Consider the following 13,108-nt stretch of genomic DNA (forward strand, 5'->3'; position numbering starts at 1 on the left):
TCAAAGGGGATCCTTTTTGTTTATGTAAAAATTACAAAAATATATAAAAATCGTGGGATTCATCATTACGATGGAGTCCCACGATTTTTTATGTTGCTGGGTTTTGTCCCAGCCTCTTTTTTTAAAAGCTTAATGTTGATAATGAAATATTTGTAAGCTAGTTTGTAAATTTCATATTTCTAAGAAGAGCGAAAGGCGGGGACTCCTGCGGGAACAACGCGATCCGAAAATCACTTTTGATGCACCTGCATCTACTAGTAATGCTTCGAAGTAGGCTTCCTTGGTGCAAAGGTGCAATGGAGATTATTCATTGATGTTCCTTCGTTGCGGCCGTGCCCGGAAAGCATCCGCCTGTAGCGATTCAGAGGATCAACAACAAACATAAAAACAGTAATAACCTTAGTTATTTGATATTTTTAAAAATTATGATAAGATATTAGCAAAAGATAGGAGGGAGTTATGTCGGATTTACGCGAAAAAATAATAAAGAGTTCTTTGCAGTTATTTTCTGATAAAGGATTTCATGGTGTCACGGTTAATGACATCGTTAATCATTGTGACACATCAAAAGGCGGCTTTTATCATCACTTTAAATCTAAAGATGAACTTCTATATGTGATACACGATACATTTATATCATATGTTTTAAATGAAGCCAATCAAGCTAAAAAGTGTTATGATCGACCTATATTCCAACTCCATGAGATGCTAAAAGCACTTGTACGTGTATATGACCTATACAATGAACATATTGTTGTATTTAATCAGGAAAATAAATATTTAAAAGAGAATTATGAGATTCTTATTCAGAAAAAGCGGGATAACTATAAAGAAATTCTCCAAGAAGTTATAAAGCAGGGGCAAGAACTCGGAGAAATTAGAAATGAGTTACCCACAACTATAACTAATATGGCTATATTAGGTATGGTTAACTGGACTTATCAATGGTATAAAAAAGACGGACCAAAAACAATCGATGAAATCGCATCAACGTACATAGACATCATCTTCTCAGGATTATTAACAACAGAAGCACTAGAAGAATATCGCGCGTCTAAATTATCAATGACTGATATTTAGACATTTATTTAATCGCTTTTAGAAAGCGTTTTCATTTAGTTTATTACAGACCAACCAGTCGGTCTATAACAAAAAGGGAGATGACAAATATGAATTTTGAATTAACAAAAGAACAAGAAATGATTAGAAAAATGGTGCGAGATTTCGCTAACGAAAAAATCGCACCAAGAGCGGTAGATATTGACGTTAATGCTGAATTCCCAGAAGATATTTTCAAAGAATTAGGCGAGTTAGGGTTACTAGGTATTCCTTTTCCAGAAGAAGTGGGTGGAGCTGGTGGCGACACCGTATCTTATGCTTTAGCTGCTGAAGAAATCGCTCGAGTTTGTGGAAGTACAGGATTAAGTTATGCAGCTGCCGTCTCTTTAGGAGCTAGTCCTATTTATTATTTTGGAACAGACGATCAAAAAGAAAAATTCCTTATGCCACTGGCATCAGGAAAAGCATTAGGATCTTTCGGTTTAACCGAGCCAAACGCGGGTTCTGATGCAGGAGGAACAAAAACAACTGCAAAAATAGATGGCGATGAATTTGTGATTAATGGAGAAAAGTGCTTCATCACTAATGCATCATACGCACAACAAATTATTGTAACAGCTGTTACAGGTAAAGATGATCGTGGTAAAAACATAATATCAGCAATTATTGTGCCAACAGATACAAAAGGAGTAACAATTACAGATAACTACGATAAGATGGGAGTTCGTGGATCTAACACAGCTGAAATCGTTTTAGAAGATGTACGCGTTCCTAGAGAAAACCTGTTAGGTGATCCTGAAAAAGGTTTTAAACAGTTTCTGCACACATTAGACGGCGGAAGAATTTCAATTGCTGCATTAGGTGTTGGTATTGCGCAAGCTTCACTTGATAAAGCATTGGCATATGCTCAAGAGCGTAAGCAATTTGGTCAGCCAATTTCGAAATTCCAGGCTGTTCAATTCAAGTTAGCTGATATGGCTATGGAAGTAGAATTAGCAAGAAATATGGTATTGAAAGCAGCTTGGTTAAAAGACCAAGGTAAGGACTTTACAAGAGAGGCTGCTTATGCAAAATTATTTGCTACAGAAACAGCATTCCGCTCAGCGAACCAGGCAATCCAGATTCATGGTGGATATGGTTATATGCGCGAATATGAAGTAGAACGTTATTTAAGAGATGCTAAATTACTAGAAATCGGTGAAGGTACTTCTGAGATTCAACGTTTGGTTATTGCAAGACAATTGGGGTGTTAAGTAATAGGGGAGGTATTTTTTTGATTGACCATAAAGGAGAACAACACCATTCAGATTTACATGAAATCGAAGAGAAAATAAGAAATCATCCAGAAGTAGAAAATGTTTTAGTCGTAAGTGTACCTAATCCAAGTGATGATGAAGTTTTAATTGCATGGGTTATTAAAACTAATAGTTCTAATATAACATCTAAAGATCTTCGTAATTATTGTATTAATCAGAAATTTACTCAAGATAAAATACCAAAATACTTTGAATTTATTAGTGAGTATCCTATGACACCAAGTGGAAAGGTACAAAAATTAAAACTAATGGAGAAAGCCAAAAGTCTCATTAACAACAAAAATAATTAGGAGAGGTTTTATGTTTAAATCTGTACTAATAGCTAATCGAGGAGAAATTGCAAGACGCATTATTAAAACGTGTAAAAGAATGAATATCAGAACCATTGCTGTATATTCCGAAGCAGACGCACAATCCCTTCATGTTAAAGAAGCAGATGAAGCTCATTTAATAGGTCCGGCTCGGGTAAATGAAAGTTATTTAAATGTCGATCGAATTATTGAAGTAGCGAAAGAAAGCAAAGCAGAAGCTATCCACCCAGGGTATGGTTTATTAAGTGAGAACACAGACTTTGCGAAACGCATTCAAGATGAAGGAATCACCTTCGTAGGTCCAGACTCTTATGCTATTAATCAAATGGGTAGTAAATTAACAGCTCGACAAACGATGGAAAAGGCAGGAGTACCTATCATTCCAGGTACAAATGACCCTATACCTACAGCAGAAGAAGCGAAAGCTTTCGCTAACAAAATTAGTTACCCAGTGATGTTAAAAGCTTCCCACGGTGGTGGTGGTATAGGAATGCAAATCGTGAACAGTGATGAAGAATTGGAAAAAGCATTTGAAAGTAATGCGCGTCGTGCTGAACAATTCTTTGGTGATGGCACGATGTTCATTGAAAAAGTCATTGAAGACGCACACCATATTGAAATACAGTTGTTAGCAGATCACCACGGAAATGTTCTACATTTATTTGATCGTGAATGCTCGATTCAACGTCGACATCAGAAAGTTATAGAAGAAGCACCTTCGCCTTTAATTACAGAGGAAACGAGACAAAAGATGGCAGATGCAGCAATTAAAGCCGCTAAAGCCATTGATTATAAGAACGCAGGAACGATTGAATTTTTAGTTGATGAAAATCAAAACTTTTATTTCCTCGAAATGAATACTCGTTTACAGGTTGAACACCCTGTAACTGAAGAAATTACGGGTGTTGATTTAGTGGAACAACAATTAAAAGTAGCTTATGGAGATGAATTAAGCTTAAAACAGGAAGATTTATTGATTCAAGGGCACTCAATTGAAGCAAGAATTTATGCTGAAGACCCTAAAACGTTCTTTCCATCTCCAGGAACTATTACAGCAATATCTTTACCAGAGGATGACTTTATTCGTCATGACATAGCGGTCGAAGCCAACTATCAAGTAACACCGTACTACGACCCAATGATTGCAAAACTAATTGTTAAAGGAAACTCACGTGAAGAAGCTGTAGCAAACCTGAAAAAAGCGCTAAACCATTACAAAGTTGAAGGAATTAAGACGAATATTCCGCTATTAAATGATATAGTAGACATACAAGCATTTAAAGAAGGAAACACTCGAACATCTTTCATCCAAGAACACATTTTAATTAACAAATAGGAGGAATTATCATGTTAAAAGAAGTAGTAGCAACAATGGCAGGTAACGTTTGGAAAGTAGTCGTAAATGAAGGCGACCAAGTAGAAACAGGTACAGACGTTGTAATTTTAGAGTCGATGAAAATGGAAATTCCGGTTGCGGCAGAAACAAACGGTACAGTTAAAGAATTAAAGGTTAACGAAGGTGACTTCGTAAATGAAGGCGACGTTATTGCAGTGATCGAATAGATTTGAAAAAGGGGAGTCATATTAATGAATCTTCCAAAACAAGTAATAATCAAAGAAGTAGGACCACGTGATGGTTTACAAAATGAAAAAGAAGAAATTAAGACAGAAGATAAAATAGAATGGATAAACCAGTTATCTGAAACTGGTTTATCCTATATTGAGATGACATCTTTTGTTCACCCTAAATGGATTCCACAGTTAAAAGATGCATTAGAAGTTTCTAAATCAGTGAATAGAAAAGAAGGAATCACTTATGCTGCTCTTTGCCCTAATATGAAGGGTTTAGAACGTGCATTAGAAGCTGATGTTGACGAAGTTTCTATTTTTATGTCTGCAAGTGAATCTCATAATAAGAAAAACATAAATAAATCTATTGATGAAACGTATCCAGTATTAAAAGAAGTAGTAGATGGGGCCAAACAGGCAGGAAAATCAGTTAGAGGATACGTATCTACTGTTTTTGGTTGCCCTTATGACGGACATGTTGATAAACAACAAGTGATTGATGTATGTAAAAACTTGTTTGATATGGGAATCGATGAATTGTCATTAGGCGATACAATTGGTGTAGCTAACCCAAAACAAGTCAGTCAATTCCTTGACTTAATCGAAGGCGAATTTTCTAAAGATCAGATAGCTCTTCATTTCCATGACACAAGAGGAATGGCTCTTGCGAATACATTAGTTTCTATTGAAAAGGGTTATTATATCTTTGATGGATCCTTAGGTGGATTAGGTGGATGCCCTTATGCAAAGGGCGCTTCAGGAAATGTAGCGACTGATGATTTGGTTCATATGTTACACGAAATGGGTATTGATACTGGTTTAAATATGGATCGATTATTAGATGCCGGTATGTATATTCAAGATAAAATTAATAAACCTTTACCTAGTAAGCAAATGAATATTTGTAGTCGTGAGGAGTGAAATGTTGAGTACAGTTACTTATGAGATCAAAGATTCATATATTGGTGTTATTAAACTAAATAGACCAGAAGCTGCTAATTCTTTTTCTCTTCAGTTATTAGCTGATTTTAACCAAGTTCTAGATCAACTAGAAAACGAAGACCTTCGAGCAATTGTCATTACAGCTGAAGGAGAAAAAGCCTTCTGTGCAGGTGCGGATTTAAAAGAGCGTGCCACAATGTCACAAGATGAAGTAGTAGAAACTGTTGGTAAAATCGGTAAATTAGTGTCTCGTGTTGAATCCCTAGAAGTACCTACAATCGCAGCAATTAACGGCGCTGCATTTGGTGGTGGGTTAGAGTTAACTTTAGCTTGTGATATAAGAATTGCAAGTGGTAACGCCAAAATGGGGTTAACTGAGACTTCATTGGCAATTATTCCAGGCGCTGGTGGAACTCAACGATTAGCTAGATTAATAGGATTAGCTAAAGCAAAGTATTACATTTTAACAGCTAAACGTTTTGATAGTTTAGAAGGTAAAGAAATAGGATTAATTGAAGAAGTTGTCCCATTAGATGAGTTGGAACATAAAGGTCTAGAAATTGCTAAACAAATTGCTAGTAATGGACCAATCGGTGTGAAAATGGCTAAGCAAGCACTGGATCATGGGTTCGACCATGACATTAAAACTGGGTTAAAAATTGAGAAAAAGTGTTATTTGAAAACGATTCCTACAGAAGATCGATTAGAAGCTTTAAGTGCGTTTAAAGAAAAAAGAAAACCGAACTTCAAAGGTCAATAACTGAAAGGGTGAGAATAATGGAAAAGAATCAAGTTCATGAAGAACTGCGCCAACGTATAGAAAAAGGCGGAGCAGAAAAATATCACCAAAAGAACAGTGAAAAAGGTAAAATGTTCGTTAGAGATCGTTTAAAAATGTTATTTGATGAGGATTTAGATATTGAGGATGCGTTTTTTGCCAATTGTATGGATGAATCATTACCAGCTGATGGTGTTGTAACCGGTATTGGCAAAGTAAATGGACAAACCGTTTGTGTCATGGCAAATGATTCAACAGTTAAAGCAGGTTCTTGGGGTAAACGTACAGTAGAAAAAATTATTCGTATTCAAGAGACGGCTATGAAACTGGAAGTACCTATGCTTTACTTAGTAGACTCTGCGGGTGCACGTATTACAGATCAAATCGAAATGTTCCCGAACCGACGCGGTGCAGGACGTATTTTCTATAACCAAGTAAAAATGTCTGGTCGAGTGCCTCAAATTTGTTTATTATTTGGTCCGTCGGCTGCAGGTGGAGCTTACATACCAGCTTTCTGTGACATTGTTGTTATGGTTGATGGAAACGCTTCAATGTATCTTGGATCACCTCGTATGGCTGAGAAAGTAATTGGTGAGAAAGTTACATTAGAAGAAATGGGTGGTGCACGTATGCACTGCTCTGTATCAGGTGTGGGTGATGTATTAGCATCTTCTGAGCAGGAAGCCATTGAATATGCTCAAAAGTATTTAACCTTCTTCCCAGAAAACTTCCGTAGCAAACCACCTGTCCAAGAAGCTTTTGATCCGGAAACATTTGAGAAATCTATAAGTGAATTAATTCCAGAAAATCAGAACGCTCCTTTCGATATGTATGAATTAATCAAACGTTTGATTGATAAAGATAGCTTCTGTGAAATTAAGCGTGAATTCGCGAAAGAATTAATCACAGGACTTGGTCGTATTAACGGTCAAGCAGTTGGTATTATTGCCAACCAGCCACGTATGAAAGGTGGAGTTTTATTCCATGATTCTGCGGATAAAGCTGCTAAATTCATTCAATTATGTGATGCGTTCAATATTCCATTAGTATTCCTAGCAGATATTCCTGGCTTTATGATCGGTACAAAGGTTGAAAGAGCTGGTATTATTCGCCATGGAGCGAAAATGATTTCTGCAATGAGTGAAGCTTCTGTACCTAAGATTTCTGTTATTGTAAGAAAAGCTTATGGTGCAGGGCTATATGCAATGGCTGGTCCAGCATTTGAACCAGACGTAACAATTGCTTTACCTACTGCACAAATTGCAGTTATGGGGCCTGAAGCTGCTGTAAATGCTGTCTATGCAAATAAAATTGCAGAGTTACCAGAAGAAGAACGTCCAGCATTCATAAAAGAAAAACATGAAGAATATAAAGAGAATATTGATATTTATCGATTAGCATCTGAAATGATAATTGATGATATCGTACAACCGGATGATTTAAGAGAACACTTAAATAAACGTCTGCAAGCTTATCAATCTAAAAATTTAACATTTACAGAACGTAAACACGGTGTTTATCCAGTTTAAAACTACTTAGACCTCGCTAAAAATAAAGCGGGGTCTTTTTGCATGAGGAGGTTTTCGTGATGGATTATGATGTTATAGTTGTTGGTGCTGGTTTAGCTGGATTAGTAGCCACAGCTGAAATAGCAGACGGTGGTAAAAAGGTATTATTACTAGATCAGGAACCTGAAAGTTCTCTCGGTGGGCAAGCCTGGTGGTCATTTGGAGGCTTATTTCTAGTAGATTCTCCAGAACAACGAAAAATGGGAATTAAAGATTCAAAAGGATTGGCTTGGCAAGATTGGTTAGGTTCAGCTGGTTTTGACCGTTTGAATGATGAAGATATATGGGCCAAGAAATGGGCTGAAGCTTATGTAGATTTTGCTGCACATGAAAAACGTGATTGGCTTAAAAGTTTAGGTATTAAATTTTTCCCTGTAGTTGGTTGGGCTGAACGTGGAGGTTATTTAGCGGATGGCCATGGAAATTCTGTTCCGAGATTCCACATCGTTTGGGGCACTGGACCAGCGATTGTTGAAGCATTTGAAAAACGTGTTAGAAGTCATATGAATAATGGTGTAGTTAAGTACCTTCCTCGTCATCAGGTAGATGAAATTATTAGTGATGATGGCCAGGTTAACGGAGTAAAAGGTTCAATATTAGAACCTAGTTCTGCAGGTAGAGGGGAGAAGAGTTCACGTCATGTAGTAGGAGAGTTTGAATATCACGCAAATGCGGTAGTTGTTTCAAGTGGGGGAATCGGTGCTAACTTTGATTTAATACGTGAAAATTGGCCTGAACGTCTTGGTAACTCTCCACAAAATATGATTTCTGGTGTACCTGATCATGTGGATGGGAGAATGTTAAAGATTAGTGAAAATGCAGGTGGACGAATTGTCAACCGAGATCGGATGTGGCATTATACAGAAGGAATCAAAAATTGGAACCCCGTATGGACTAGTCATGGCATACGCATCTTACCTGGACCATCATCTATTTGGTTAGACGCTGAGGGTAATCGTTTCCAAGCGCCAAACTTCCCTGGCTTTGATACATTAGGAACTTTGGAATCGATAATGAAAACTGGCTACGATTATTCATGGTTTATTTTAACTCAGAGCATTATTGAAAAAGAATTTGCATTATCAGGTTCTGAACAAAATCCTGACTTAACTGGCAAGAGCTTAAAAAAGCTGTTAGAACGATTGAAAAAAGGAGCACCAGGGCCGGTTAAAGCCTTCATGAATAAAGGTGAAGATTTCATTATAGCAGATAATTTAAAGGATTTAGTTAAAGAAATGAATGATCTGGTAGATGATGAATTACTTGATGAAGAACATATAAGAAATCAAATTGTAGCTAGAGACAGGGAAATAGATAATAAGTTTACAAAAGACCTTCAAATTACAGCACTAAGAGGTTCTCGTTTTTATCGAGGTGATAAACTTATAAGAACTGCGAAGCCACATAAAATACTTGACCCTAATAATGGACCATTAATTGCAGTGAGATTAAATATTATTAGCCGAAAAACACTAGGCGGCTTACAAACGAACCTATCAGGCCAAGTATTAAATTCAAGTGGGGAACCAGTTGAAGGATTATTTGCTGCAGGTGAAGTCACCGGCTTTGGCGGTGGAGGAGTTCACGGGTATAGAGCTTTAGAAGGTACGTTTTTAGGTGGCTGTTTATTTTCCGGAAAAGTAGTAGGAGAATATTTAAAGCAATAATAGCGCAACAGTATACTATATTTTTATTATGTAAATCTAAACTAGTTATTAAAAGTAAGCCAAAAATGTTAACATTTAGTATAAAGTTATTTAATAGAGGAGTATATATGAATTTTACAATCCAGGAAAAACTTTTATCAGTCATTCCACACATCATTGCCATGTTACCAATACCATTAATAAATATTGTTCTTGTGTATATTTATCGAATAATTGTCGGTACAGATTCAACTTTAATAGAAAATCATACAAGAAATAATATTAATTTTCAGCTAAGTTACCACCTGTATTTAATTATACTATTTGCAATTATTGCTATAGTAGCAAACTTTCCTTTTAATCTATTAGGTCTGTTTGATTCAACACCAATTGTAGGCCTATTGGGCATAGGAGTAGGCTTAATAGCATTTGGTTTTTTATTGATTCAATGGTTCTTATATATAGCGTTATTGATATTTGCTATGATAAAAGCGCTCCTAGGAGAATATATAAAGTTTCCATTAACTATTCGTTTTCTTAAATAAGTAAACAGAGCTTGAATAACAAGCTCTGTTTTTTATTAATTCGTGATTCCTTTTCCTAATTCTCTTATTTTTTCTACTACATGAGGATTTTCTAAAGCTGATAGATCACCAGCATCTTTATCTAGATAAGCTGCTTTAATAGCGCGTCTCATCACTTTTGCATTGCGTGTTTTTGGTAAATCATCTACTATGTGAACAGTTCTTGGTGCAATGGCTTTTCCGAGTCGTTGAATGGCATGATCTATTAAAACTTCTTTTAATTCATCTTCACTTAAAGACTGGTCTTTAACTACAACGAATGCAATTGGCTTTTCACCTTTAACTTCATCTGGTACACCAATTACTCCAGCTTCAATCACATCATCATGCTCTACAAATATAGACTCTAATTCAGCTGGACCCAGTCGTTTACCAGCAACATTTAAAGTATCATCTGAACGACCTGTTATTGTGTAAAATCCTTCATCATCTAAAATAACCCAGTCACCGTGGACCCAAGTGTCTTTATAACGACTCCAATAGGTATTCTCGTAACGATCGTTTTCTTTGTAGAAACCATTGGTCATTCCAACCCAAGGCTGTTTTAATACCAGTTCACCAACTTCATTACGCACTGGCTTTCCCTCATCATCATAAACATCAACATCCATGCCTGGTAACGCTGCATTAAAGTCCACAGGAGCAATTGGTTTAACTAATACATTACCAAAAATACCTCCTGAAATCTCAGTACCACCAGAGTAGTTAAAGATAGGAACTTCCTGTTTACAAACCTTATTAAATAACCACATCCAAGGTTCTTCATTCCAAGGTTCACCAGTTGAACCGATCATTTTTAATGATGATAGATCATTGCTAGTTACATATTTTTCATCAAGATTCATAATAGAACGAATGAGTGTTGGTGATATACCTAAATGAGTGACCTGATGGCGCTCAACAATCTCCCAAATACGGCTCGGCGTAGGATAGTCAGGTGTTCCTTCAAACATCGTAATGGTTGAACCATTAAGTAATCCACCATACACAAGGAATGGACCCATCATCCAACCCATGTCTGTATACCAGAATAAATTATCTTTTTTGCACACATCCATTGCTAATCCAGCATCAAAAGCTGATTTTAAAGGAAACCCATTATGAGTGTGTAAAGCTCCTTTAGGTTTACCTGTCGTACCAGATGTATAAATGATCATAAACGGATAGTCACCATTTGTGCGTTTAGTCTCAAACTGTGTGCTGTCTGTTTTAATCTCATCCCATGAAACATCTTTATCGTTCCAATTAACATCCTCATTTGTACGATTAACGACAATTACATGATCAATAGAAGGGGAGGACGCTACAGCTAAATCGGCCTCTTCTTTAAGGTTTACTACTTTACCACGTCGGTAAAAACCGTCAGCTGTTAATAAAAATCTCGCATTGGCAGCATTAATACGCTTAGCTACAGCTTCAGACTTATAACCTGAAAAAGCAGGAGAGAAGATTGCACCAACTTTAGAGATAGCAAGCATAGCAATAACAGTTTCGGGAATCATAGGCATATAAATAGTAACTATATCTTGATCACGAACACCTAAATCCACAAGACCATTTGCTACACGATTAACTTCTTCAAATAATTCTTCAAAGGTATATTTTATAACTTTTCCGTCATCGGACTCCCAAATTAAAGCGTTTTCATTTTTCATTGAAGAATCAAGAGCCCATTTATCTAAAGCATTATGTGCGACATTCATTTTACCGTTAACAAACCATTCAGGGTACATAATGCCTTGATCAAGATTTAAAACTTCATTATAATCTTGATACCATTCAATATCTAAAGCTTTAACTGCTTGATCCCAAAAAGTACTAATATCATTAATGGAATGCTTAAAATAATCATCATAGTTGTTAAAGCCAGCTTGTTGCATAAGATCGTACATTCGTGTATTTTTTACATAATCGTCAGATGGAAACCATACTGCTTTAGACAATTACAAAACCTCCTAGAATGAATATTCATAATTTTATAATACTATATATGATAAGATGATTAAATAGAAACCATCAGATTCAAGGGGGAATATCGTATATGTTGCTAATTATTTCTATAAGTATCATTTTTATAATAGTTATAGGTTTTAAGTTTTATAAGGAACCGATAACAAATACTAAAGCAACATCACAGTTATTTTTAGTCATTACGTTATTTACAATGTTAATTGAGTTAACTTTAGTATCATTTATATTTTTAATGATTTACATAGTAACGTTAGATCTAAGGGATTCTAGCAATTAAAGGTATATAATAAACAAATTAATTAAATTAAAATAACTTCCGATAATATATATTATGTAAACCTGCAATTATTGAAAATTAAATAATCTATTTAATAGTTTCTATTACCTTCTCCATTTATATTTACTGTATTCTTCATTAATTATTTTGGGCTTTCCACTAATTCATTTTAATGTGCAATTAAGCAGTTTTAATAGTTACTTCTAATTCAATATCCACATTGCCTTGAATTGCGCGACTAATCATACAAGACTGTTCAGCTTTTTGTGCAAGCCTTTGTACTACTTTTTTGTCTCGAACGGAAGCATCTTGTTTCATCACTATTTCTGGTCGATGGATGATTTTTTTATATGTAAATATACCATTTGTTACATCGACAATTGCTTCTGATTCCATCGTTAATCCATCTTTCTCTATCTGACTACGTTCCATCATCGCAGCTAGTGTAATAATGTAACACGTCGATGCTGCCCCAAGGAGCATTTCATCAGGATTTGTACCAATACCTGGCCCGTCCATTTCTTTTGGTATAGAAATTTTTGTAACTAAATTATCAGCTTCGATTTTCCCTACATCATTACGTAGTCCAGACCAATGTGCCTTTAATTGAAAATGATGTTGTGCCATTTTATCACACCTCTATGCATTCATTTTTATTTTGTGAATACCTCGAAATGTTCTAATTCTAAATAATAATATAAATCATGCCTTGTCATATTTAAATTAAAAAGCTTTTCATTGTAAGCAATCGTCTCTTAATTCTATAACATACAGTCTCTTCAAGTCAGCTTTTAAAACGAAATTAATGAAATCTTTTACAAAGTAATAGTCAAATATGAAAAAACGATCACTTTGAACGCAACCGTCTAATTGAATTGGTACTTTTTAAGTTTTCTTGTACTACGCAGCAAAATACTCATATAAATCATATGCCTTATTCAACTAAAGCCCCCAGTTACTTGAATAAGACTAATTTGTTTACATACCTTCACGGTTGTTCACACCTTTAATTTTTTATCGCTTGTATGAATTCATGTATGTTACTAAACATTTGATCTGGTTGAACACCAAACTCTAATGCCTGATA

Annotated in this window: 12 protein-coding genes; 10 read left to right on the forward strand and 2 right to left on the reverse strand. The window is 35.6% G+C overall.

The features are described 5' to 3' along the window. The first annotated feature begins 459 nt into the window (after nt 1-459). The 10 genes from E3U55_RS16645 (at nt 460) to E3U55_RS16690 (ending at nt 9,734) form a co-directional block, all read left to right on the forward strand. The gene (locus E3U55_RS16645) at nt 460-1,080 is read left to right on the forward strand and encodes a TetR/AcrR family transcriptional regulator (RefSeq protein WP_134341611.1); all 621 of its coding nucleotides are present in this window, start codon (nt 460-462) and stop codon (nt 1,078-1,080) included. A gap of 89 nt (nt 1,081-1,169) precedes the next feature. Beyond that, nucleotides 1,170-2,312 (forward strand): acyl-CoA dehydrogenase family protein, encoded by a 1,143-nt coding sequence (locus tag E3U55_RS16650; RefSeq protein ID WP_134341612.1) that lies wholly within the window; start codon nt 1,170-1,172, stop codon nt 2,310-2,312. Nucleotides 2,313-2,332: 20 nt separating this feature from the next. Next, the gene (locus E3U55_RS16655) at nt 2,333-2,665 is read left to right on the forward strand and encodes an AMP-binding enzyme (protein ID WP_194840964.1); all 333 of its coding nucleotides are present in this window, start codon (nt 2,333-2,335) and stop codon (nt 2,663-2,665) included. Between the two features lie 10 nt (nt 2,666-2,675). Continuing rightward, nucleotides 2,676-4,022 (forward strand): acetyl-CoA carboxylase biotin carboxylase subunit, encoded by a 1,347-nt coding sequence (locus E3U55_RS16660; protein WP_134341614.1) that lies wholly within the window; start codon nt 2,676-2,678, stop codon nt 4,020-4,022. Between the two features lie 11 nt (nt 4,023-4,033). Next, a complete protein-coding gene (locus E3U55_RS16665; RefSeq protein WP_134341615.1) occupies nt 4,034-4,249 on the forward strand; it encodes an acetyl-CoA carboxylase biotin carboxyl carrier protein subunit in 216 nt (71 codons plus the stop codon). Nucleotides 4,250-4,273: 24 nt separating this feature from the next. Continuing rightward, complete coding sequence (locus E3U55_RS16670; protein ID WP_134341616.1) at nt 4,274-5,176, forward strand: hydroxymethylglutaryl-CoA lyase; 903 nt, start codon at nt 4,274-4,276, stop codon at nt 5,174-5,176. A 1-nt stretch (nt 5,177) separates the two neighbouring features. Then, nucleotides 5,178-5,957: an enoyl-CoA hydratase-related protein gene (locus E3U55_RS16675; protein WP_134341617.1), complete on the forward strand. Its 780-nt coding sequence runs from the start codon at nt 5,178-5,180 to the stop codon at nt 5,955-5,957. A 17-nt stretch (nt 5,958-5,974) separates the two neighbouring features. Next, complete coding sequence (locus tag E3U55_RS16680; protein WP_134341618.1) at nt 5,975-7,504, forward strand: acyl-CoA carboxylase subunit beta; 1,530 nt, start codon at nt 5,975-5,977, stop codon at nt 7,502-7,504. A 59-nt stretch (nt 7,505-7,563) separates the two neighbouring features. Then, nucleotides 7,564-9,210: an FAD-binding dehydrogenase gene (locus tag E3U55_RS16685; RefSeq protein ID WP_134341619.1), complete on the forward strand. Its 1,647-nt coding sequence runs from the start codon at nt 7,564-7,566 to the stop codon at nt 9,208-9,210. A gap of 107 nt (nt 9,211-9,317) precedes the next feature. Next, the gene (locus E3U55_RS16690; protein WP_194840965.1) at nt 9,318-9,734 is read left to right on the forward strand and encodes a DUF4870 domain-containing protein; all 417 of its coding nucleotides are present in this window, start codon (nt 9,318-9,320) and stop codon (nt 9,732-9,734) included. Between the two features lie 35 nt (nt 9,735-9,769). Here E3U55_RS16690 and E3U55_RS16695 read toward each other — a convergent pair whose 3' ends face one another. After that, nucleotides 9,770-11,665, reverse strand: a complete 1,896-nt coding sequence (locus E3U55_RS16695; RefSeq protein ID WP_134341622.1) for an AMP-binding protein — start codon at nt 11,663-11,665, stop codon at nt 9,770-9,772. Between the two features lie 536 nt (nt 11,666-12,201). Then, entirely contained in the window at nt 12,202-12,648 is a 447-nt protein-coding gene (locus E3U55_RS16700) for an OsmC family protein (RefSeq protein WP_134341621.1), read from the reverse strand. Nucleotides 12,649-13,108 lie beyond the last annotated feature (460 nt).

Source organism: Filobacillus milosensis, from assembly GCF_004402015.1.
In the GTDB taxonomy this organism is placed as follows: Bacteria; Bacillota; Bacilli; order Bacillales; family Alkalibacillaceae; genus Filobacillus; species Filobacillus milosensis.

What these genes read in the sequence shown, in the direction of transcription:
- E3U55_RS16645 (WP_134341611.1), top strand. Translation starts at nt 460, where the DNA reads ATGTCGGATTTACGCGAAAAAATAATAAAGAGTTCTTTGCAGTTATTT.
- E3U55_RS16650 (WP_134341612.1), top strand. Translation starts at nt 1,170, where the DNA reads ATGAATTTTGAATTAACAAAAGAACAAGAAATGATTAGAAAAATGGTG.
- E3U55_RS16660 (WP_134341614.1), top strand. Translation starts at nt 2,676, where the DNA reads ATGTTTAAATCTGTACTAATAGCTAATCGAGGAGAAATTGCAAGACGC.
- E3U55_RS16665 (WP_134341615.1), top strand. Translation starts at nt 4,034, where the DNA reads ATGTTAAAAGAAGTAGTAGCAACAATGGCAGGTAACGTTTGGAAAGTA.
- E3U55_RS16670 (WP_134341616.1), top strand. Translation starts at nt 4,274, where the DNA reads ATGAATCTTCCAAAACAAGTAATAATCAAAGAAGTAGGACCACGTGAT.
- E3U55_RS16675 (WP_134341617.1), top strand. Translation starts at nt 5,178, where the DNA reads ATGTTGAGTACAGTTACTTATGAGATCAAAGATTCATATATTGGTGTT.
- E3U55_RS16680 (WP_134341618.1), top strand. Translation starts at nt 5,975, where the DNA reads ATGGAAAAGAATCAAGTTCATGAAGAACTGCGCCAACGTATAGAAAAA.
- E3U55_RS16685 (WP_134341619.1), top strand. Translation starts at nt 7,564, where the DNA reads ATGGATTATGATGTTATAGTTGTTGGTGCTGGTTTAGCTGGATTAGTA.
- E3U55_RS16690 (WP_194840965.1), top strand. Translation starts at nt 9,318, where the DNA reads ATGAATTTTACAATCCAGGAAAAACTTTTATCAGTCATTCCACACATC.
- E3U55_RS16695 (WP_134341622.1), bottom strand. Translation starts at nt 11,665, where the DNA reads ATGTACGATCTTATGCAACAAGCTGGCTTTAACAACTATGATGATTAT.
- E3U55_RS16700 (WP_134341621.1), bottom strand. Translation starts at nt 12,648, where the DNA reads ATGGCACAACATCATTTTCAATTAAAGGCACATTGGTCTGGACTACGT.